Genomic DNA, 21,849 nt, shown 5'->3' on the forward strand with positions numbered 1-21,849 from the left:
CATTGAGAAAGGACGCGTCATGGATCTGCAGCTGAGTGGCCGCCGCGCCCTTGTCACCGGTGCCAGTGACGGCATCGGTGCGAGCACCGCCCGTTTTCTGGCAGCGGAGGGTGCGACTGTTGCCGTCCACGGGCGAAGTGCTGAAAAGGTGGCGGCGGTTGTCGCCAGCATCGTTGCGGACGGTGGTGTTGCTCATCCGGTGACAGGAGATGTCGGAATCGAAGCCGACGTCGAGGCTGTGGCAAAGGCCGCCAGCAGCGCGCTTGGCGCCGTCGACATTCTCGTCTGTAATGCGGGCGGGCGGGCCCGTGCCGAACCTGGTTATGCCGACACGACTGCGGATGACTACCGTGCGAGTTTCCAGCTCAATGCGGGGTACTCGGCGCAGCTTATCAACCGCTTGGCCCCGGCCATGCGCGAGCAAGGCTACGGGCGGATCATCCTGGTGGCGAGTGCTGCAGCGACCCAGCCAATGGGACACCAGCCCGACTACGGGATGGCCAAGGCGGCCATGGTCAACCTCGCGGTGTCTACGTCGAAATGGCTGCGCGGTTGCGGCGTCACGGTCAATGCAATCAGCCCCGGCGCGGTACTTACCAGCCAGCTTCGCGACTATCTGGAGCGGACAGGCCTGCGCAAGGGCTGGCCGGCAGATTGGGAAACGATCGAGAAGACCGCTGCCGAGACAATGCTGAAGATTCCGGTTGGGCGGGTTGGACGGGTTGAAGAAATCGCTTCGATGATCGCTTATCTCGCAAGTCCCTGGGCCGGTTTCGTCAACGGCGCCAATATCCATGTCGATGGCGGCGTGATCGGTACGATGACGTGACGGTGCGGTCCACACCGCTCATGCGGCGGGACTATCCGCGACCGGGGGGAGCGCTGCGCCGCCTGATCGACCTACAGCGCAACAACGTTGGCACCGTCGCTGCCTGGATCGAGGATGATTTTCACCACTTCGGCGTCACAGTTTCGCACGATGGCGCAGTTGTGACAGACGTTACCGCGACAACGCTCCGTGCGCCGTGGAGCACGTGCCCCGGCGCAGCGTTGCCGCTCCGCACGCTCATCGGCAAGCCGCTGATCGAGCGCGCTTCTGCGGTTGGAACGCTGCTCAACATGCGCCAGCAATGCACCCACATGTTCGATCTGGCCGGGCTGGCACTTGCGCATGCCTGGCACGGTCGCGAACACCGCAGCTACGAGGTTGTCGTACCAGACCGCCGCTTGAAGCGGATCGAAGGCCGCAACTTCGAATTCGATCTGGCAAGATGCACCCTGTGGCGCGACGGCGAGGTCGTGATGGAGTGGGATGTCGAAGAACCGCTTGTGATCGGTCCTGAACCCTTCGGCGGGCAATCGCTGAACCGCGGGTTCCGCGAATGGACCGATGCCCTCCCCATCGAAGCCGCTGAACAGGCGTTCGTCCTGCGGCGCGCCATCATGGTAGCCGCCGGGCGCACGATGGACCTCGATGCCCTCGATAAGCCAGATGGAGCAATGATGGGCGGCATGTGCCATACTTACGGACTGCCCGACCTTACGAAAGTCGTGCGCAGCAAGGGATCGAGCCGCAACTTCGAGCAAGGCCGCGAAGGTATGCTTGCCAATCTTCAGGCCCCTCCCGTTATCAATCCCGGGCAAGACCAGCGGTCTACGTCCGTACCAGCATCATCAACCAACTCGCGCGCCGAAGCGAGAAGCAGACCGAATGGAGAGTAAAATGGGCAAGCTTGATGGACGGGTCGCAATTGTAACCGGCGGTGGACGCGGAATTGGTCGCGCAATCGCCGAGCTTTTTGCCAGCGAAGGCGCGAAAGTGGTGATCGGCGCGCTTTCCGACGGACCCTCGCAGGAGGTCGTCGATGGCATCGTGGCCAATGGTGGCCACGCCACTCGCATCAGAACCGATGTCGGCAATCGCGAGGACTGCCGCAATCTGGTCAAGCATGCGGTCGATACCTTCGGGACAGTCGACATCGTGGTGCACAACGCTGCCCACGTGTCTCATGGCGCGATTGACCAGCTTTCGGAGGACGAACTCGACGCGACCTTCAAATCCGGTGTCTACGCCTGCTTCTGGCTCACCCGGGATGCCCTGCCCTACCTCGAGAAGAGCAAGGGTGGCCGCGTCCTCCTGACTTCATCGACCGCTGGACTGTCGCAAGCCTACGCTGGCCTTTCGCATTATTCGGCCGTAAAATCGGCGATCAACGGGTTTGTTCGCGGAGCGGGCCTCGAACTCGCGCGGCGGGGGATCACGGTCAATGCGGTCGCCCCCGGGATGACCTTGGGTCACCACATCATGACCCATTCCACACCCGAACAGCGCGCTTCGATGGCCGCCGGAATACCCGTCGGTCGCGCAGCCGAGCCAATCGAACAGGCCCACGGCTTCCTCTACCTTGCCTCCGACGAGGCCAGATATGTCACTGGCCACGTCCTGACAATTGATGGCGGTTCGCTCCTGGGCAAAGCTGGCACGCTATTCGACTGAGGTCGTTTGCCTCACCGCAGATCAGCGATTGCTGTGAACCATGTCCATGACACCGGCCAGCGGATGATGATCCGCTGGCCGGTGATTGCGTTTTGCCGATCAAGCGAGCGCGATTCCATGGCGAGGCAGCTCGCAGAAGCGTCGTTCAAGTTCCAGGCCGTGCCGATTAGCAAGCCCTGTCAACCCCTGAGTAGCGGTTGTCACGCCCCTGTCGGGGCCGCGGTCTCGCTCAAGCATCATCGACCATACCTAGTAAAACTTTATATACAGAATGGTTGCGAGCAAGCGATCCCTGCGCTAGGTGTAGGCCGAAAAATGGAGAATTGCGATGGGTGAGTGGGAAGCCGGACGTGACGAAACAATCACCGGCCTTTTCGCGCAGGCGGCTGCCGAGATGGGCGACAAGCCATATCTGGACTTCAAGGGCGACCTGTACAGCTATGCCGACATCGACCGGCTCAGTGATGCACTGGCCCGTGGACTCGCAACTCTTGGCGTCAAGCCGGGCGACACCGTAGCCTCGATCCTGGACAATAACGTCGATGCCGTGCTCTGTTGGTTTGCCGTCAACAAGCTCGGCGCGATCTCTGTGCCGGTGAACACCGCCTACAAGGGCGAGTTCCTCCGTCACCAGATTGCAGATGCTGGCGCGAACGTGATCGTGACCGAACACGATTATGCAGACCGTGTCCTCGATCTCGCCGACCAGTTGCCGAATCTGAGCACCCTTCTCCATCGCGGCGACGAATTGCTGAAATCCCACACGTCCCTTGGGATTCATCTTCTGGAAACGATGAAGATCGACGGCGATGACCGGTCGATGATGGTGCAGAACAAGCCAAGCGACCTGGCCATGCTGATCTACACGTCGGGCACCACCGGTCCGTCCAAGGGCTGCATGATCAGCCATGGCTACGCGTGTAACCTTGCGCGGCAGGTCCTTACTGCCCTGGGGATCCGCTCGACCGATGTGATGTGGTCGGCGCTACCTCTGTTCCACATGAACGCGACCGCAGGCACTGTGTTGTCGGTTGCCATCGCCCGGGCTCGCGCGGCTTTCTACACCCGCTTTTCGCTGTCGAACTTCTGGTACGACGTAGAGCGCTCCGGCGCGACCGTACTGAGCCTGCTCGGCTCGATGCACCCGCTTATCGCCGAGGCCCCGGACAACGAGGCATCACAGCGCTGCTTCGGGCAGGTCCGCGTGGTGTGCGCCGCGCCGTTCCCGAAAGACTTGCAGGAGAAGTGGCGCACGCGCTTTGGTACCAGCGTCATGGGGGCGCCGGGCTACGGCTTCACCGAAGCGGCAATGATGGTCTACGGGCCCCTCGAGACACGGCTCGACTTCAACTCCTCCGGCCCCCGTGCCGAGGAATTCGACGTCGAGATCGTCGACGAGAACGACGACCCGCTGCCGGTTGGCGAACGTGGGGAGATCGTCTGCCGGCCCAAGCGGCCAAATGTGATGTTCAGTGGCTACTGGAACCGCCCGGCCGAAACGCTCAAGATCATGAACAACTTGTGGCTCCATACAGGAGACATCGGCATGTTCGGCGAGAACGGCGAATTCTATTTCCTTGATCGAAAGAAGGATTACCTCCGCCGCCGAGGCGAGAATATTTCGAGTTTCGAGATGGAGGCGACCTTCCAGAACCACCCCGACATCATGGACGTAGCCGTGCACGCGGTTTTTTCACCTATGGGTGAAGACGACGTGAAGGTCACGGCAGTTCTGCGCGATGGCTCTCAACTCACTGCCGAGGATTTGTGCACCTGGTGCCTCGATAAGGTGCCGTTCTTCGCTGTGCCGCGCTACATTGAGTTTCGCCGGGACAAGGACATGCCTCGCAATCCAACCGGCAAGATCCTCAAATATCAGCTGCGCGACGATGGCTGCACGCCCACGACATGGGACCGTGAGAAGGAAAAGTTCGAAATTGCGCGCCGTTAGGGTGGATTGGTGAAGGAGATGACGATGAGGCTCAACGGGCTCGACAAGGGACAGCGGCCGGCGCTGCTCATCTCGGAGGTTCAGAACGGCATCACCAATGCCAGATATACGTTCAGCCCGCTGGTCGAACAGGTTGAAGTGCGCGGTATCGTGGCACGCATTGCCGCGCTGGCCGATGCGTTCCGCGCAGCCGGCGCACCAGTCATCTTCTGCAACATCGTTCCCCGCGCCGACTTCAAGGGATTTCCGGTAAACTGCGTCCTGGCAAGTCAGCTCAAAAAGGGTGGCAAGGTCATGGCCGGGCGGGTCGAGGCGCTCACCCATGATGATCTACCGATCATGCCGGGCGATATCGTCATGGAGCGGTCGCATGGCATGGCCCCATTTACCGGCACCGAACTCGATGCAATCCTGCGCGGCGAAGGTGTCCAGACTATCGTTCTATGCGGTGTCTCGACCAACATCGCGCTGCCCGGAGCCTCAACCGAGGCAATTGCCTTGGGTTATAGCGTTGTGCTGGCGGAAGACTGCACGGCAGGGGGCACGGCCGAAACCCACCAGATGCAGGTTTCGATGCACCTGCCACTATTGGCCACCATCGCTCCGGGCGAGATCGTAGCGGACTACGTTGCGAAACAGAGTTGGGCGGCGTGAGCAAAGCGCACCAATAGACCAAGCTGTCCAGCAAACCAGCGACGCGCCGGTTGGCCGTGGCGGGGTGATCCCGGCACGGTGAGCAACAGCAGATTTGCGCCTGACGTATCAAGATTGCGGTTCAGGCCGATTCCCTGCGAGTATTGACCTGTAGCGCCTTCCTGCGCCGCAAAGGGGAGACGGCGTTCTGCGCCGCTCCCCCTTTGCCGTTACTTACAACGCTTCCAGGATTGTCACGTTCGCGATGCCCCCGCCCTCGCACATGGTCTGGAGCCCGTACTTCTTTCCCCGTGCCTTCAGCGCATGCACAAGCGTGGTCATGAGCTTCGTGCCCGACGCGCCGAGTGGGTGGCCCAGTGCGATGGCGCCGCCGTTGACATTGAGTTTCGCCGGGTCGCCACCAACATGCTTGAGCCAGGCGAGCGGCACCGAAGCAAAGGCCTCGTTTACCTCGTAGAGATCGATATCGTTGATGGTCATGCCAGCGCGCTTTAGCGCCCGGTCAGTTGCAAAGAGCGGCTCTTCGAGCATGATTACCGGATCGCCACCAGTCACTGTAAGATTGACGATCCGCGCGATCGGCGTGAGGTTATGTTCCTTGAGGGCCTTTTCGGACACGACGAGCATAGCCGACGAACCATCGCAGATCTGGCTCGCATTGCCGGCGGTGATCATCCCGCCTTCGATCAGGGTTTTGAGGTTCCCCAGCCCTTCCATGCTGGCGTCAAAACGGACGCCCTCGTCCTGATCGTGCAAGGCAGTGCTACCATCGGCCAGAGTAATGCGAACGGGGACGATTTCATCCTTGAATGCTCCCGATTCGATGGCGGCCATGGCGCGGCGATGGCTCTCGAGCGAAAATGCGTCGAGCTGCTCCCTGTTGAAGCCCCACTTATTGGCGATTGCCTCAGCACCTGCGAACTGGGTGAAGGCGGCCACGCCGAAGCGGTCGAGCACCTTCTTGCTCCATGGCTCTGCGCCGCTGCCGGGAATCATGGCAGTGCCCATGGGTACGCGGCTCATGCTCTCCACCCCAGCGGCGATCACCACGTCCTGGGTGCCTGACATAACCGCTTGGGCGGCGAACTGCACGGCCTGCTGCGACGAGCCGCACTGTCGGTCGATGGTCACGGCCGGGACGCTCTGCGGCAGCGAAGAGGCGAGGACGGCATTGCGCCCGATATGCATGGACTGCTCGCCGGCCTGGCCGACGCAGCCCATGATCACATCCTCGATCACGGCGGGATCGATCTCGCTGCGCTCGGCGATCGCGGTCAGCACCAGCCCACCGAGATCATTGGGGTGAACGCCCAGCAACCGCCCATTGCGGCGGCCGCCAGCTGTTCGGACAGCTTCGACAATATATGCTTCGCTCATGTGTGATCTCCACTTAACACTAAGGATTTAAAAGGATTGCCCGTCGTCGATGGTCATGGTCGTACCGGTTACGCCGCGCGCAGCATCGGACGACAGAAACAGAAGCGGCACATCGAGATCGCTTTCCTGCATCAGGCGGCGGCGGTTGAATGCGGCCACCTGCTGAGCGCCGCCCTCTGACTCGAACCAGTCTGCTGTAAGTTCGGTCTTGATATAGCCCGGGCAGATCATGTTGACATTGATGCCCTTGCGGACCCACTCGCGCGCCATAACCTTGCCGAACTGGATCACCCCCGCTTTCGTGGCGCTGTAGACTCCAAGACCTGGCGAGACGACATCTGCAGTGATCGAAGCAGTGATGATAACTCTGCCGTTTTCCTTTTGTGCGGATCCCGCAGCGATGAGGCGTCTAGCACCCTCGCGCACGGTCAGGAAAACTCCGCGCAGGTTGACAGCAACCGTCTGATCGAATTCGTCAGCTGGAATGTCGGTTACCAGCCCTTCGCTGTTCACACCGGCGTTGGCGATGATGGTGTCAACCGTCCCGAAGGCCTTTTCCGCAGCGTCATATGCAGCAATGGTCGAGGCTTCGTCGGCGACGTCGAGCGATACTGCGATCGCTCGGCCGCCGGCGGACTCGATCTCGGAACAGAGCGCAGCAAGGCGATCGGCGCGGCGCGCGGCGACCACAACGTTGGCGCCCGACGCAGCGAGAATGCGCGCGAAGCGAGCGCCAATGCCCGAAGACGCAACAGTTACAAGAGCGGTGCGGCCAGACAGGTCGAAGATGGGAGCGACAGCCATGATCAGGCTTCCAGAGGTTGGTGCGCGGAGAGCGCAGCGAACCGGGAAAGGCGCTCCTGAATGATGGCGTTAGCCTCTCCCATGATGCGATCGATCAGTTCCTTGCAGGTCGGGATGTCATGGATCAGCCCCTGCACCATGCCTGCCCAGATCAAACCTTCGTCAAGATTGCCAGACTCGAGGGCGAGCCGACCTCTGGCACCCGGCACCAGATGGGCTATGTCCTTGAACTCGGATCCTTCACGCGCAGATATCTCGACGACCTGGTCTGATACACTGGTCTTGGCCACGCGGGCCGTGTTGTGGAATTTTCGGAAGATCAGATTCGTGGCGCGCTCGTCGTTGTTTACGATCAGCTGCTTTACGTTCTCGTGTATCGGAGCTTCTCGCACAGCACAGAACCGCGTTCCCATGTTGATGCCCTCTGCGCCAAGCGCAAGAGCCGCAACCAGACCGCGGCCATCGCCGAAACCGCCGCTCGCTATCACCGGAATCGTGAGCTTGTCGACGGCCGCAGGAATGAGGATCAAGCCGGGTATGTCGTCTTCACCGGGGTGTCCAGCGCACTCGAACCCATCAATCGAGATCGCATCGACACCCATGCGCTCGGCAGAAACCGCGTGGCGGACCGCGGTGCACTTGTGGACAACCTTGACACCATTGGCCTTGAAATCCGCGACATGCTCTTGCGGCTTGTGCCCAGCCGTCTCGACCACAGTGACCCCGGATTCGATTATGGCTCGGCGGTATTCGGCGTAAGGCGGCGGATTCATCGAAGGAAGGATCGTCAGATTCACGCCAAACGGCTTGTCAGTCATGTCACGGCAGCGCTCGATCTCCTGACGTAGCGCCTCTGGCGTAGGCTGAGTGAGAGCTGTCAGGATTCCGAGGCCGCCCGCGTTGGAGACAGCCGAAGCAAGTTCTGCGCGGCCCACCCATTGCATGCCGCCCTGAACGATTGGATACTCGATTCCGCAAAGTTCGGTAAACCGCGTCCTCATGCCTCTATCCTTTACAACTGTAACACCTAGTAATCTATGTAGCCGAACGTTTTGGTGTTTGGCGAGCCATAACGCAAGGTGCAAGCCGAATTCGCCGAATAACCTGTTTCGTCCGGCATTTTCTTGACACATCAGTCAATAGTGTGCAGTCGCAATAGCCTCACTGGCGTGTTTGCATGCGCGCCCTGAGACCGTTTGTATCAAATCCGAAGTAAGGTGGTTCAATGCGCAAGTTTCTGATTGCAGCTGCATTTTTGTGTGCTGCTGCTCCCGCCCTCGCCGACGCGCCCAGTGTCCGTCAGGGCCAAGTCATTCGTGACGCCAACAAGGCGCTCCTCGGCACGGTCGATCGCGTGACAACCGAAGGTGTCCGGATCATCCTCGGTTCTCGCTTCGTGACCATCCCCGCCGACACGATCACTGTCGTCGATGGCAAGCCGGTGACCAGCTTGACCCGAACCGAAGTTGCCAAGCTCAAGTAAGACCGCCTGCGGCTCCCATCGCCGATCACGCGGGGGAGCCGGCATGGCGCAAAAGTTCGCCCGAGCAGCTTTTCGCGAATCCAGCGTGCCGTCACAGCCAGCTTCATCCGGAGTTCCCAACCACCCGGTCTTTGTTTTATCTCAAGCTTCCGCAGCGGGTAACCAGAAGGCGGCGTTTGCTGCTTGGCGACTGCGAGCATACGGCGTGGCTGGATTGGCCGGTTCCACTGCGGCTAATCTTTCGCACCCGGCGTTGGAAAAGCAGTGTACGCGTCGCTATCCTGGCCCCGGTCGTCCGAGTCAGGCACGCAACGCAAGGGTTGGATATGATTACCGAGAGTTCGACATCAGTTTCGACAAGGCCGAAGCTCCGGACTCATGCACCGCTTAATCAGCACGGTCAGACTATGGGTGCCAAGGGCATGCGAACGCGTGCGCGCATCGTGGAGGTTACGCTCAGCCTGCTGGAGACCCGGCGGTTGCGTGAACTGCGCGTGGCTGAGATCGCTCGAGCAGCGGAGATCTCTACCGCTAGTTTTTACGTGTATTTTGACGACGTCATAGATGTCGTGCTGGCTGCACTGCAAGAAGTTGGCAAAATTCCCGATGAAATCCTGTCGCTGGCAGCGGGACCTTGGGCGGCAAAAGATGCGTTCGCCAGGTCAGAAGCATTGGTCAAGGCCTACATCCGTTACTGGGACGGTCACCGTACACTTTTCCGTGTGCGCAACCTGGCCGCCGAAGAGGGCGATACGCGTTTTGCTGTCGCGCGTGAACAGTCTGCCCGTCCTCTGCTTGACGCCCTCGCGCAGCAGCTGGGGGACGGTGAATACGGCCTTCCCTTCGGCGTGCAGGCCGCTGCTACGGCCGGGGTGCTTGTTGCAATGCTCGAACGTCTGGCGGCAATCGCCCACGTCTATGCCGAGTTCCCGCCTGATGAAATGGTCCGCTCGGCCGCATTCCTCATCGCCTCGGCGATGACTGCCGGACGAGCCGCACCTTAATTGTACATCACTCCAAGAGGAGCGCGTTGCCGTGTCAGCCAAAACCGATTTGCTGGACCAGTTGCTGAAGGAGCGCCGCTCCGTTCGCGGGTTCCGGCCAAATCCTGTCCCTGAAGAAACTTTGAGAACCATCTTCTCGATGGCTCAGTTGGCGCCAAGCAACTGCAATGTACAACCTTGGCTCGTCCATGTCGTATCGGGCAACGCCGCGCAAAGACTGGGCGACCAACTGGTCGAACGCGCTCGAGCCGGCGCTGCACCGACTCCCGATGTGCCGCTGACGATGGCCTACGAAGGCGAATACCGAAGCCGCCAGATTGACGCTGCAAAGGCGCTCTTCGCCGCCACAGGAGTCGCCCGCGACGATACGGACGCACGTTTCGCTTCGTTCTTGCGCAACTACCGCTTCTTCGACGCACCGCACGCAGCCTTTTTGTTCATGCCCGGGTGGTGCGGTATGCGCGAGGCTGCGGACTGTGGTCTTTATGCTCAGTCGTTGATGCTAGCGATGACCGCTCATGGCGTCGCATCATGTGCGCAAGGCGCGCTAAGCCATTACGCCGACATCGTTCACGACCAGCTTGGCGTGGATGTGAATATGAAGCTGCTCTTCGGCATTGCTTTTGGGTACGAAGATACGACCCATCCAGCCAATTCAGCACGGACCAGCAGATTACCAGTGGAATCGACCACGCACTTCCATTGCTGACAAGCCCTGGGCCACCTCGACATGTGCAGACCATGCTCCCAATCGCATAGCGATCACGGCGTCTCGTCCTGACTGTCCGCGTCGTCCTGCCGTGCTGCCAGATTTTCGGCGAAGCGCTGGTACTTCTCGGCATCAAGCATTCCGTGCAGCAGCAAATGGCGCAGTGTTTCGGTGAAACGGCCAGCTGCCTGACGGCGTGCACCATCGTCGTCCCCGACGCTGGACATGAATATGTCCGCGCCGATCCGCGCGGCTGTCATGAACAGCGTGGCAGCAACCGCAGTGTCGACGCCTGGCTGCAACAGCGAGCGAGCCAACCGCTCGTTTTCCACAAGCGACGCCTCAAGCGCGGCCAGGTGCGGATGATGCCGTCCATCGCGAATCAGGTTGTGTGTCTCTGCACGCATGATTTCGGGTACGGTGCGTGCAATCTCCACCGGAAAGGCAAAAGGATCCTCGGGTATCCGCCTCGCGCTAGCTGAATCTTCTAGCTGGACTGCGACACTTTCGTGGAGGCAATGCAGAAGGTCGGCACGATCCCGGAAGTGATGATAGACTGTCCGCCGCGAACATTTGGCCTGCTTGGCAACTGCGACCATCGTGACGGCATGTTCTCCATCTTGCGTCAGAATTACCAGTGCAGCGCGCAGGAGGTCACTGCGAGTCTTCCGCAATCGAGTCGGCGTGCGGGGCCTGGACTGCAACGGTTCCGATCTGGCTAACGAACTCATGAATTCTCCTGATTGCACACCTCTGTGCAATATATGGTTGACACCTGTGTGCAATTTGAACAACATCAAACTGTCAACGCCACGGTCATCTTAACGCCGCGCGCTCCTGAGAGAGGACATCTGACATGGAAGAAGCAACTTTTACAGTAGCGAGCCAACAAGAAGATTTTGAAGGCACCGGCTACGTCGCAGTCGAAAAGATCGGCCCGCTTGACACTCCGAACGAGGGCATCAACCGGCTTGCTCAAGAGCTTATCGAGCACCATGACAAGCGCACCACGCACATGGCGCCCGAGATCATGAACCTCGACGTGGTCGACGTCTATGGCAATGAAGAACGCCACCGGGCCGAGGTTGCGCTGTTCAAGCGCATTCCGCTCGTCATCGGTGTCAGCGCCGAAATGCGTGAGCCGGGGTCGTTCAAGACGTTGAACATGCTTGGCCTGCCCTTGCTGATCACGCGCGACAAGGCTGGTGTTTTGCACACCTTCCTCAACGCGTGTACACACCGTGGCGCGCCTTTGACAAACCAGCCCTGCGGCAAGGCGGCAAGATTCACGTGCCCCTACCATGCTTGGACCTTCGGCAACGACGGTGGTTTGATCGCCGTGAACAGTTCAGACCAGTTCGGGGACGTCGACAAGTCGAGCAAGGGGCTCGTTGAACTGCCGTGCACCGAGAAGGCCGGCCTCATATTCGCCATTCTGACCCCCGGGCTCGAGCTGGACGTTGACGCATTTTACGAAGGAATGCTCGACGAGATCGCCCGCTACGGGTACGAGGACTGGCATTATCTCGGGACTATGGACGTCAAGGCCGCCAATTGGAAGTTCGGCGTCGAAGGGTTCCTTGAGACCTATCACGTACCGGTGCTCCACAAGACGACCCTGAACCAGATCGCAAGTGGTGGACGCCCCCCTGCACAGGCGTTCCAGAGCTTTGGCCCTCACATGCGTTTCGTAACCGCAACGGGGCAGGCGCTTGAAGATATGCGCTCGGTCGATCCTAAGGATTACTGGACTCGCGAACTCAACAACTTCCGTGCGATCTACAACCTGTTCCCGAACGTCGCCGTGCCGACCGGTTTCGACGTCATCCAGATCATGACCATGATTCCGGGAGCGACGCCAGGTGAACACACGACAATCTTCCATCACATCACGCCCAAGGCGCCTGAGACGGAAGACGAGGCTGCCCAGTTGGAGCTTAACCGTCAGGCACTTGTCCGGATCATCGTGGACGAAGACTATTACATCAATGCTCTGGTCCAACAGGTAGCAAACGGCGACGCATCGTTCCCCCTCATGTTCGGGCGCAACGAAGTCGGCCTCCAACATTTCCACAAGTCGCTTAACTGGTTCCTTGATGGCGACGCGAACGCGCCACGCCCAGAGATCAGCACATCGACCCACAAGTAAACGAGGCAAGGTAGCGCCGCGCCTTAAGGCGCGGGTTACGTGCAGGAAACATCGCGACCGCCCTGCCTTACGGCACGGGCGGTCGTTTCTTGACGGGTTTCTGCAGCGCTTGGAGAGCGATGTGGCGAACGCCTGACCGACGCTTGGCGCATTGCCGAAAAAATGGCGCATCGGGCTGCCTCGCCTTGGCAAGGTCGATCGGCAAGCCACCCACGCCGAACCGCTGTCATCCGGCGGGAGTGAGCACCTCAAGCTGTCCATCGCGGCTTACCGTTACAGCTTCACTGCCTGCCCATCGGCGTACCTGCAACGGGATCGCGCTCATCAGCGGCATGCCCGACACCGGCTCGCACCGATCCTCCGCGCTAACCAGCAGGTTTACGCAACTCCCAACCTCCCGCACATTTTGCCCCTCACCCGGCAATGCGCCGTAACCATGAAACATCGAGACCAGCCCCCGGCGCAGTGTTTCATCGGGTTCGACGATGCCGGGAATGGCGCCGTAGTACGACCGGATTTCCACCATGTTTCCCGCTTCCACGCCAAGCTCGGCCATGTCATCGGGATGCATGAACGCGGGATTGTAATGCTGCCGGCCCTTGAGGAACGCCGGGAGGTCGCGCCCGGACGAATTGAAGATCTTGAAATTGCGGCGGCAAGTCAGTCGATACGGAAAGTCCGGATCGCTCCAGAGGTCCTCTTGGGCCACCTCTGCCAGTTCGACGAGCATATCGGCATTCCCGACATCGAGCCGTGCCGTGCAATCGGGATCTCGCGGGCCGACAAGGATGAGGTCGGGCAGCACGGGGTCGCCCTGTGCCTCGAGCACGCGGGCCAACGGAACGTTTGCGTTGGCTGTCAGTTGAGCGAGGAGTTCGAGGTTGCTCGGCTTGTTCTGCATGTCGAGAAGAACCTCGGCGGTGGGGCCCCGCTCCAGCCCGCTTTCCGCCACTCGCGGTGGAACGGTGAACTGCAGGCCCATCCGCTGCGCGATGCCGTAAAACACCTCCCACCCAGATTTGACGTCGGCATTCTCCGGCGGCGGCAATACCGGGGGGGTGTACATTCCCGGTACGTTTCCGGCGAAATCAGGATAGTAAACGCCCATGAGCTCGCGCCAGTAGGAACAGTTTTCCAACTCCATGCCCACGCGTGAGGGGATGACGTAGTCGGCTACCTTCGACGAGTTGGACATGCGGATGTCGAGTTGCACGAAAAGGTCCAGCTTTTCCAGCGCCTGCACGGTCTTGACCTGGTCAGGGAAGGCAGTCGCGGGATTGCCCCCGATCGAGATCAGCGCGCGGATCGGGCCGTGCAGGATCTGATCGGGCAGTGCTGCGGTGGGCATGCCCGTGGCTGACATCTCCAGGCCGCGAACGGCCATCGGATGCCCGAGATTGCGGTAAGGCCGTGGCGGGCGCGGCTGGGCCTTTGCCTGCGCCGGCGGCAGTAGAACCCCGGGCACCCGCACCTTGTCGCCTTCGCGGGGATAGCGACCGCACAGGGTATTCAGAATCAGCAGCAGGTATTCGTTGAGCGAAGAGTGGCCCGACATGTTCGCGCCAGTGGCGCCCACCGCGACGCCGCGTTCCGAGCCAGCAAAAAGACGTGCGGCGTCCCGAATCTGATCAGCGGGAATGTCAGCGCGCGCGGCGGCCATCTCCGGCGCGAACGGTGCCACGGCGGCAGCGAGCTCCTCAACCCCCTGAACATTTTCCTCGCAGAAGATCTTGTCATGCAGCTGTTCCGACAAGATCACGTTGATTATGGCCGCCAGGATCGAAGAATCTTCGCCGGGCCGGGGCTGCATGTGGATTTCGGCGCGCTTTGCGGTTTCTGATCGGCGAGGGTCGATGACGATCATCTTGAGGCCGCCCGTAAGCGCCTTGTTCAATTTATGAGGCGGCCCCACCTCGGCACCAAAGGTAACTATTGGGTTCTGTCCTACGATCAGGCGGACGTCTGCGGTCTCTGCCCCCAGAGGACCGGCTGCCCACGAACCCAACATGGCCCAGGCCATCGCCTTGCCTGGTTGGTCGATGTTCATCGCCGTGTACCAGTCCGGCGAACCGATCGCCTCGAGAAAAGCCTCGCCGAAAATGTAACTGCTGAATTCCGGGGTCCCGCCCTGCCCCATGTAGCAAGCAATTGACCGGGGACCGCTCTCCGAGAGGATTACGGCAAGTTTCTCCGCGATTTCATCAAGCGCAGTTTCGCTCGAAATCTGCGCAAAGCTTCCGTCAGGCCCCCGCTTCACGGGATGCAACAGGCGATGGACCGAATTTACCTGGTCAAAGCCTTGCTGTCCCTTCGAACAGAAGAATCCCTTGAAGACATCGTCGTCCTTGTCGCCCTTGATCGAAACCGGAGACCCGTCTTCGAACTTGATGACCACCGGGCAGCCCATGCCGCAGGTCCGGCAAATCGATTTCTTGGTCGTGGCGAGGCTGCTCATATTTCTCTCCCAAAGGCCGCTGCGTCACTGGTCACTTGAAGCGTGCCTCGTGTGCTGCTGGACGCGCGTTCGTAGTCTTGTCCGCTGAACCGATCATACCTGATCCCACCTTGCCAACGACCGCCACCGACGTTGCAATGTGGTGACAGACCATCAGCCTTGGCCTATCCGCCTGCCAGGACACCGTCTCTCGTCCAAACCGTTTCATGCTCGCGAAACAGCGCCGCGAACGCGGGCTCGAAGGCAATCTTGCAAGGTCCCGTGATCGAGCGGCGTGTGTTGCTATCGCCGATGTTACCAGCCGCCGCCCCGAGGTGTGGCCTGACGTCGATGCTGGCTGGATGGCCGCTCAAGGCGGCGATATCCGCAACCACGGCCTGCGTGGAAATCACTTCATCACCGCACCAGTTGGTGATCAGCGCCGGAACACCAGCCGAGCCAAGCAGAGCTTCGACCTGGTCCTGCATGTCGAGCGTATGAATCGGGCTATGGGGATTGGGGTCGGACACAACCGTAAAGGGAATTGGTCGGCCCTGTACGGCGAACTTGGCCATGATCTCAAAATAGGTGCCGTCCAGGCCGCAAACCGTATTTAATCGGGCAATCGTGACGGGCAGATTGAACATGCGAGCGCAAAAACGGGCCACTGCTTCCAAACCGACCTTACATGTGGGGCTGGTGGCAGTGTAGGCCGTAGTGCCATTACCGATCGGGTCACTTTCCGTGTATACATGCCACGGATCGGGATTGCCGGTATAGATTCCCGTTGACGACACGACGAGGGCAGCCTTGGCGTTCCGGCAATGCTGCAGGACAAGCCCGGCACCCTCGACATTGACCTTGATGGCTTCGTCAAGCTGGCGCAACGGGGCACGCATCCAGGCAAAGTGGAGCACGTAGTCGAAGTCGCTGGGCAGATCGTTGAGGTCGCTGGCGGCCAGATCGATCGCGTGAGGCCGAATGCCGAACTGAGCAATGGCGTGCCTGCTTGCGTCGGTGGCGAAACGCGCTGCTCCCCACACTTCGTTGGCCTGCGCCAGCCGCATCGCGATGGGCAAAGCCACCGTACCCGTCACGCCCGTCACCAGAATCTTTGAGCCCGAAATCATTCGCGTTTCTCACCCGCTTTGCTGATATGAGGATGTCGCCTCGGGATGGCCGCACAGGCCACATTGGCGATCCTCAGGAAGACGGCGGCGCCACCTCGACCAAAATCTGCATTGCCAATGTGCAATCCATATGCAATTTGACTGGTAAGTCAACTACGCATGCTGGGCACACCGGTACATACGAACAGGGATTTGACGGGACGATTATGACTTTTGACCCCAAGACCATGATTCAGGCGGCAAGAGATGAAACAGGCTTGGTCGATTTCGGTCCGGGACCGTTCGAAGACGGGCTGGAGGTGCTGTGCAAATCGATACGCGAAGAGGCCCGGCTCAATACATTCGGGACTGAAAAGGCGAGCGGCCGCATCCTTCACGCGCTGAAAGAGCGCTTGAAACTTCAGGACTGGTTTACGCGGCATCCGGAAATTCTCGAACAGGACATCCGCCGTCCGGTGTTCCTGATGGGCCTGCCCCGCTCGGGAACTACGGCGCTGGCGCACTTCCTCTCGGAGGATCCTCTAGCGCGGTCACCACGCAACTGGGAAGTTCAGGATCTGACCCCGCCGCCCGACGCGGCGCTTGGCAACGAAGATCCGCGTTACGAGCGCCAGAGATTGCTGTGCGAGGCGCAGGAACGCGCCCATCCCGGCCTTCAAGCCCGACTGCCGGTCGGCCCTGCCGATTCGACCGAGCACGGCAGCCTAGTCGGTTACACCTTCCGGTCTTTCGTGTGGTGCACTCTGTTCAGGACACCAAGCTACGCCGAATGGCTTCTCAAGCAGGATCTGCTGCCAAGCTATGAGTACCTCGCCAAGATACTCAAGTTGCTGCAATGGCGCTGCCCTCCCGATCGCTGGAATCTCAAATACCCACTCGACATGTTTGCTCTGCGCGACATTCGGACCGTGTTCCCGGACTCGATCATCCTGTGGAGTCATCGTGATCCCGTTGCGACGATCCCGTCTGTGTGTGATCTGCTGACCACATTTCGAAAAGCCGATACGGATCATGTCGATCGCCATGAGTTGGGCAGTCACCTCTGCGATCTCATGGCTATCGGCGTCGAGCGTGGCATGGAGGCACGCGATGCACTCGGTGACACCGATATCTTCGACGTCTATCAGGCCGATCTTGGCGCGAACACCATCGAGACAGTCAAGTCCATCTACCAACGCACCGGACTTCCGTTGACCGAAGATTATCTCCGCCTACTTGACCAGAGGCTGACGGCGACCCCGCGTGGCCATGCCGGAGACTATTCCTACGATATCGCGGACTTCGGACTCACCGGCGAGGGCGTCCGCAGCAAGTTCCAGCGCTACATCAGCCGCTTCGGGCTGGCCGAAGGCCGTTATGCCGCTTCGGGGATCAGGGCGTCTGCTTGACCTGCAAAGCGATCTTTGGCGGCCTGGTGCGACGTCCACGCCCCGCCTGGATTATGGTAGTAATGCTGCCACCCTCCCGTTCGCGGCCACATGGGCCACAGCATGAATGAACACGCTGGCGCGAATGCCGAACGCGAGGCAATTCGCCATCTCATGGCCCGCTACACCATCGCGGGTGACCGCGGGCAGACAGAGGAACTGGCCGCAGTCTTCACGCCGGATGGCATTCTGCACTTCAACGCCGAGACGAGCCAAGGCCGCGAAGAAATTGCCCGACGCTTGAGCCGGAGCCCGCCGCATCCCCGCCTGCTCGTCACGCGGCACCATCTGACAACGAGCCGGATCGAGCTACTCGGGGAAACGGCGAAGGGACGAACCTATTTTCAGGTGCTGACCAATATCGGGCTGGACCATCACGGCGTGTATCAGGATCGGTTCGTGAAGATCGGAGAAGAGTGGCTGATCAGCCACCGAGAGGTGCGGATCGACTGGCAGGCTGAGGGATCATTGTTCCCGCCACTCCATGTGCGCGGCATAGCGCCGGCTTGAGTTACGCCGTGGTCAGGCGGCGCCGCTTAGCCGAACCTGCGGCACCCAGACGTCCTCGACAGGCAGGAACGTGAAGCTTACCCTGCTACCTATCTTGACCTCGTCGAGCGGGGCATCGATCACTTCGCACGTGATGCGGACCCCTGGCATTCCGTCAACGTCGACAATCGCCAACGCAAAAGGCACGACCATGTCGGGAAGCCACGGTTGGTGGTTGATCGTGTAGCTGTAAATCATACCCGTGCCGCCTGCCGCCCGTGGAACGACATTGCGGGACAGACACGTCGGGCAGATCAGCGCCGGGGGGTGGATTGCTGCGCTGCAATCGCTGCAACAGGTAATCAGCAGTTTTCCCTGCGCGCCGCCAGTCCAGAACGGTGCGTTCTCGGGGGTGAGTAATGGTAGCAGGCGCATGCGTTCTCCCGCCTTTCAAAGGCAAACTGGGATGACACCGACCCGTCGCAGGGACAAGGCCGGTGCATCCTTCGATCCGATGTTCAGCCGATCAGCTTGGGAAGCCCATGCGGATGCCACCGTCGAGCCGCACGTCTTCTCCGTTGAAGTATGAGTTGCGGATCATTTCAAGTGCGAGGCTCGCGTATTCGGCCGGCACGCCAAGGCGCTTGGGGAAAGGCACCGAGGCCGCCAGCGAATCCTTCACGTGGTCCGGTGCGCCCAGCATCAGCGGGGTCTCGAACACTCCGGGAAGGATCGTGTTCACACGGACGCCTTCCTTTGAAAGGTCGCGGGCGATGGGGAGGGTCATACCGACTACGCCCCCCTTGGAGGCAGAATAGGCTGCCTGTCCGGCCTGGCCATCTTCGGCAGCGACGCTTGCGGTATTGATGATCACCCCTCGTTCGCCGGAAGCCAGCGGATCAGCTGCCAACATGCCGGCAGCGGATTTGGCGATGCAGCGGAAGGTGCCAATCAGGTTGATCTGGATGATCAACTCGAAGTCCTTGAGCGGATAATGGCGGATTTCGCCGGTCTTGCGATCACGGCTGGCCGTTTTCACCGCATTGCCGGTGCCGGCACAATTGACGAGAATTCGCTCTTGCCCGTGTGCGGCACGAGCCTTTGCAAAGCCTGCATCGACATCGGCTTCCGAAGTAACATTGACCTTGCAGAAGATGCCGCCAAGTTCCTTGGCCAGCGCCTCGCCCTTTTCGGCGTTGAGGTCGAACAGCGCGACCTTTGTGCCCTGAGCGGCCAGCGCGCGGGCGGTTGCCTCACCCAGCCCCGAGGCTCCGCCCGTGATCACCGCTGCCGTTCCTTGAAAATCCATTGTTTCTGTTCCTTGCCGTTCAATCGCGCCATCCTATATCACCAAGTAATACTTGTAAGCAACCTGTGGAGACGCCAGACTTCTGGCGAGTCGCGTTTCCGGTGCTCCACGGCCCCGGTTGCAGACGATTCTTCGGTAATGCCGCAGTTTGAAACGTGGGCCTTCGAGATCGGGCGATCAAACTGTGGTTGCTCAGGAGGTATTGATGAGCGAACCAGAAGCCGATGCCGACAATTTGAAACGGAGAACGTCTCTACCGCAAGCCGTGCTCGTGCGCGAATTTGGAAAGCCAGCCTCGTTCCAGCTGGAAGCGCACGATCCTGGGGCACCCGGCCCGGAACAAGTCCGCGTCGATGTTCACAGCTGCGGGATCAGCTTTGTTGATGTGCTCGTGGCGGTCGGCGGCTATCAGATAAAGCCAGCCTTGCCTTTCGTGCCGGGTAGCGAAGCGTCGGGCATTATTACCGCCGTTGGTGCGAATGTGCCGCCGTCACGCTTGGGCGAGCGTGTAACCTTGGTAGGCTTCAATCTTGGACTTTGTCAGGTGGCAAACGCACCTATGGCGGCGGCACGCAATATCCCAGATAGGCTCAGTTTTGACGAGGCAGCTATCTTCAGGGTCAGCTATGGGACCGCTTACCATGCGCTGGTGCAACGAGGACGGCTGCAGGCAGGTGAGACGCTGCTGGTCTTGGGGGCATCGGGAGCGATCGGATATGCCGCGTTGCAAGTCGGCAAGGCCTTGGGTGCCACGGTTATCGCTTCCGCCTCGAGCGACGCGAAACGCACTTTCGCACTGCAGGGCGGAGCTGATTACGCGATCGATTCCCTCTCCGCCGACTGGCGCGCACGAGTCAAGCAAGCCACCGGCGGGAAAGGAGTGGACGTGATTGTCGACCCGGTCGGCGATGCTGCCACCGAACCTGCATTTCGCTCGCTCGCCTGGGGCGGACGTCATCTCGTGATCGGCTTTGCAGGTGGTCAGATCCCCTGCCTCTCCACCAACCTGGCGCTGCTCAAGGGTGCGTCACTGGTGGGCGTCGACATCCGCCAGTTCGCACTCATGGAGCCGGCGCTGTTCGCGAAGAACGAGGCCGCCATCGACCAGCTGGCCGAAGAGGGCCGACTGGCACCGCCTGTCGGGCACACTTACGCGCTTGGTGATTTCGTCGCTGCGATGGAGGCCGCGCGGGACCGCCACTCGATTGGCCGCGTGGTAGTTCACGCCAACCGCTAAAGCAGGCTTGACGGGGTGCCTTAGCGGCAATCTGCCCGCTCAGGTTCCCTAATCTGACGTGGTGAAAATTCCTTGCCAGCGCTGCCGCTCCGCACTGTCATTCAAGCGCGGAGCGGTATGACCGACTGGTCATTGTTCGTTAGCGAACACGCGGCGATCTCCGGTCAGGAGATCGTGCTGACCCGCCCGCCTTCCACGAAAATGCACTGGCCTGTCGTGTAGGTCGACGCGGGGGATGCCAACAGCACTGCCGCGCCGATCGCCTCGTCGGCATGCCCCGTCCGGGCGATCGCATTCTTCGCGACGTGCTCGGCGAATGCCGGGCGAGTGATGCCATCGGCTGATGTCGAGCCCGGGCAGATGCAGTTTGCGCGCACATCGGGGCCGACAGCCTTGGCAAGGTAGCGAGTCAGCATGTGCAGGCCCGCCTTGGTCGAACCATAGGATATCTGCGGGAGGATGGGCGTGAAAGCGGCACAAGTCAGCAAGTTGATGATCGAGCCGTAACCCTCTTTCTTCATGTCTGGCACCAGCATCTTGGCGAGGCGAAACGGTGTCAGCATATTAAGGTTGAAAGCCGCCTCGAAATGCTCGTCGCTCGTCGAGAAGAGGTCAGCGTCAATCGGCAGTGGTCCGACATAAGCGTTGAAGAAGAGGACATGAATCGGCCCGTATTCTTTGCGCGCCTGCTCAACGAGTGCCTCAAGGTCTTCCTTGCGCCCCGCATCCGAAGCCACGCCGATGGCATTGCCGCCATCTTCCCTGATTTCCTTGGCCAACTGCTCCATGCGATCGCCCGAGCGGGCGCTGACCACAACATTTGCCCCGATTTGCGCATAGGCGCGCGCGACCGAAGACCCGATCCCGGGACCTCCGCCCACAACGAGGGCGGTCTTACCGTCCAGTCGGAAATTCTTCAGCACATCGATCATTGTCGTCCTCTCCATCCATTTCCCGACGGGTTCTCCCGCATGGTCTACGCCAGCAGTCGTGCACGCGCCTGACCACGCCTTCGGAGGTCACGATAACAAATTTGACTGATCGGTAAAGAGTGGATTTGCCTGACGGCGCAACAGGCGCATCGGTGAGACATGTGAAGTCGTTAGGATCTCTAGCGAGATCGCAACGACTTTCTATTACCGGACAGGACGCAGTTTTTGGTCGATCAGCAAGCCTGCCGACCGAGGGAAGTCGC

Annotated in this window: 21 protein-coding genes and 1 pseudogene; 12 read left to right on the plus strand and 10 right to left on the minus strand. The window is 60.4% G+C overall.

Annotated features, from left to right (window positions below; genetic code table 11):
* Positions 1-19: 19 nt before the first annotated feature.
* From GGQ88_RS10760 to GGQ88_RS10780, 5 genes are all read left to right on the plus strand, one after another.
* Positions 20-829 carry an SDR family NAD(P)-dependent oxidoreductase gene (locus tag GGQ88_RS10760; RefSeq protein ID WP_183613159.1) on the plus strand — a complete coding sequence of 270 codons (810 nt, stop codon included), beginning with the start codon at positions 20-22 and terminating at the stop codon, positions 827-829.
* 2 nt (positions 830-831) lie between these two features.
* Entirely contained in the window at positions 832-1,722 is an 891-nt protein-coding gene (locus GGQ88_RS10765) for a DUF2889 domain-containing protein (RefSeq protein ID WP_183613160.1), read from the plus strand.
* 1 nt (position 1,723) lies between these two features.
* Positions 1,724-2,497 carry an SDR family NAD(P)-dependent oxidoreductase gene (locus GGQ88_RS10770; protein ID WP_183613161.1) on the plus strand — a complete coding sequence of 258 codons (774 nt, stop codon included), beginning with the start codon at positions 1,724-1,726 and terminating at the stop codon, positions 2,495-2,497.
* A gap of 328 nt (positions 2,498-2,825) precedes the next feature.
* On the plus strand, positions 2,826-4,448 hold the full coding sequence (locus GGQ88_RS10775) for an AMP-binding protein (protein ID WP_183613162.1): 1,623 nt from the start codon (positions 2,826-2,828) through the stop codon (positions 4,446-4,448).
* 24 nt (positions 4,449-4,472) lie between these two features.
* Entirely contained in the window at positions 4,473-5,102 is a 630-nt protein-coding gene (locus GGQ88_RS10780) for a cysteine hydrolase family protein (protein WP_183613163.1), read from the plus strand.
* A 213-nt stretch (positions 5,103-5,315) separates the two neighbouring features.
* Here the strand turns inward: GGQ88_RS10780 and GGQ88_RS10785 are convergent, their stop codons facing one another.
* Genes GGQ88_RS10785 through GGQ88_RS10795 form a run of 3 tightly spaced genes read right to left on the minus strand, consistent with a single transcriptional unit; the run spans position 5,316 to position 8,284 of the window.
* On the minus strand, positions 5,316-6,479 hold the full coding sequence (locus tag GGQ88_RS10785; RefSeq protein WP_183613164.1) for an acetyl-CoA C-acetyltransferase: 1,164 nt from the start codon (positions 6,477-6,479) through the stop codon (positions 5,316-5,318).
* 27 nt (positions 6,480-6,506) lie between these two features.
* On the minus strand, positions 6,507-7,283 hold the full coding sequence (locus GGQ88_RS10790) for an SDR family NAD(P)-dependent oxidoreductase (protein WP_183613165.1): 777 nt from the start codon (positions 7,281-7,283) through the stop codon (positions 6,507-6,509).
* A gap of 2 nt (positions 7,284-7,285) precedes the next feature.
* A complete protein-coding gene (locus GGQ88_RS10795; protein WP_183613231.1) occupies positions 7,286-8,284 on the minus strand; it encodes an NAD(P)H-dependent flavin oxidoreductase in 999 nt (332 codons plus the stop codon).
* Between the two features lie 224 nt (positions 8,285-8,508).
* Here GGQ88_RS10795 and GGQ88_RS10800 point away from each other — a divergent pair, with 224 nt between their 5' ends.
* From GGQ88_RS10800 to GGQ88_RS10810, 3 genes are all read left to right on the plus strand, one after another.
* The gene (locus GGQ88_RS10800; protein WP_183613166.1) at positions 8,509-8,766 is read left to right on the plus strand and encodes a hypothetical protein; all 258 of its coding nucleotides are present in this window, start codon (positions 8,509-8,511) and stop codon (positions 8,764-8,766) included.
* Positions 8,767-9,188: 422 nt separating this feature from the next.
* Positions 9,189-9,770: a TetR family transcriptional regulator gene (locus GGQ88_RS10805; RefSeq protein ID WP_183613167.1), complete on the plus strand. Its 582-nt coding sequence runs from the start codon at positions 9,189-9,191 to the stop codon at positions 9,768-9,770.
* A gap of 61 nt (positions 9,771-9,831) precedes the next feature.
* Positions 9,832-10,479: a nitroreductase gene (locus GGQ88_RS10810; RefSeq protein ID WP_221214613.1), complete on the plus strand. Its 648-nt coding sequence runs from the start codon at positions 9,832-9,834 to the stop codon at positions 10,477-10,479.
* 53 nt (positions 10,480-10,532) lie between these two features.
* Here GGQ88_RS10810 and GGQ88_RS21290 read toward each other — a convergent pair whose 3' ends face one another.
* On the minus strand, positions 10,533-10,886 hold the full coding sequence (locus tag GGQ88_RS21290) for a hypothetical protein (protein ID WP_246385829.1): 354 nt from the start codon (positions 10,884-10,886) through the stop codon (positions 10,533-10,535).
* Between the two features lie 123 nt (positions 10,887-11,009).
* Positions 11,010-11,276, minus strand: a pseudogene (locus tag GGQ88_RS21805) (TetR/AcrR family transcriptional regulator); the annotation flags it as partial.
* Positions 11,277-11,335: 59 nt separating this feature from the next.
* Between GGQ88_RS21805 and GGQ88_RS10820 the strand changes: the two are divergent.
* A complete protein-coding gene (locus GGQ88_RS10820; protein WP_183613170.1) occupies positions 11,336-12,628 on the plus strand; it encodes an aromatic ring-hydroxylating oxygenase subunit alpha in 1,293 nt (430 codons plus the stop codon).
* A gap of 226 nt (positions 12,629-12,854) precedes the next feature.
* Here the strand turns inward: GGQ88_RS10820 and GGQ88_RS10825 are convergent, their stop codons facing one another.
* Complete coding sequence (locus tag GGQ88_RS10825; RefSeq protein ID WP_183613171.1) at positions 12,855-15,083, minus strand: molybdopterin-containing oxidoreductase family protein; 2,229 nt, start codon at positions 15,081-15,083, stop codon at positions 12,855-12,857.
* Between the two features lie 164 nt (positions 15,084-15,247).
* On the minus strand, positions 15,248-16,192 hold the full coding sequence (locus GGQ88_RS10830; protein WP_183613172.1) for an NAD-dependent epimerase/dehydratase family protein: 945 nt from the start codon (positions 16,190-16,192) through the stop codon (positions 15,248-15,250).
* A gap of 227 nt (positions 16,193-16,419) precedes the next feature.
* Between GGQ88_RS10830 and GGQ88_RS10835 the strand changes: the two genes are divergently transcribed.
* The gene (locus GGQ88_RS10835; RefSeq protein ID WP_183613173.1) at positions 16,420-17,580 is read left to right on the plus strand and encodes a sulfotransferase family protein; all 1,161 of its coding nucleotides are present in this window, start codon (positions 16,420-16,422) and stop codon (positions 17,578-17,580) included.
* 102 nt (positions 17,581-17,682) lie between these two features.
* A complete protein-coding gene (locus GGQ88_RS10840) occupies positions 17,683-18,129 on the plus strand; it encodes a nuclear transport factor 2 family protein (RefSeq protein WP_183613174.1) in 447 nt (148 codons plus the stop codon).
* A 12-nt stretch (positions 18,130-18,141) separates the two neighbouring features.
* Here GGQ88_RS10840 and GGQ88_RS10845 read toward each other — a convergent pair whose 3' ends face one another.
* Positions 18,142-18,543 (minus strand): Zn-ribbon domain-containing OB-fold protein, encoded by a 402-nt coding sequence (locus tag GGQ88_RS10845; protein ID WP_183613175.1) that lies wholly within the window; start codon positions 18,541-18,543, stop codon positions 18,142-18,144.
* A 91-nt stretch (positions 18,544-18,634) separates the two neighbouring features.
* The gene (locus tag GGQ88_RS10850; RefSeq protein ID WP_183613176.1) at positions 18,635-19,417 is read right to left on the minus strand and encodes an SDR family NAD(P)-dependent oxidoreductase; all 783 of its coding nucleotides are present in this window, start codon (positions 19,415-19,417) and stop codon (positions 18,635-18,637) included.
* Positions 19,418-19,622: 205 nt separating this feature from the next.
* Between GGQ88_RS10850 and GGQ88_RS10855 the strand changes: the two genes are divergently transcribed.
* Positions 19,623-20,654: an NADPH:quinone oxidoreductase family protein gene (locus tag GGQ88_RS10855; RefSeq protein WP_183613177.1), complete on the plus strand. Its 1,032-nt coding sequence runs from the start codon at positions 19,623-19,625 to the stop codon at positions 20,652-20,654.
* 164 nt (positions 20,655-20,818) lie between these two features.
* Here GGQ88_RS10855 and GGQ88_RS10860 read toward each other — a convergent pair whose 3' ends face one another.
* The gene (locus tag GGQ88_RS10860) at positions 20,819-21,586 is read right to left on the minus strand and encodes an SDR family NAD(P)-dependent oxidoreductase (protein ID WP_221214614.1); all 768 of its coding nucleotides are present in this window, start codon (positions 21,584-21,586) and stop codon (positions 20,819-20,821) included.
* Positions 21,587-21,849 lie beyond the last annotated feature (263 nt).

This window comes from Novosphingobium hassiacum (genome assembly GCF_014196055.1).
Lineage (GTDB): Bacteria > Pseudomonadota > Alphaproteobacteria > Sphingomonadales > Sphingomonadaceae > Novosphingobium > Novosphingobium hassiacum.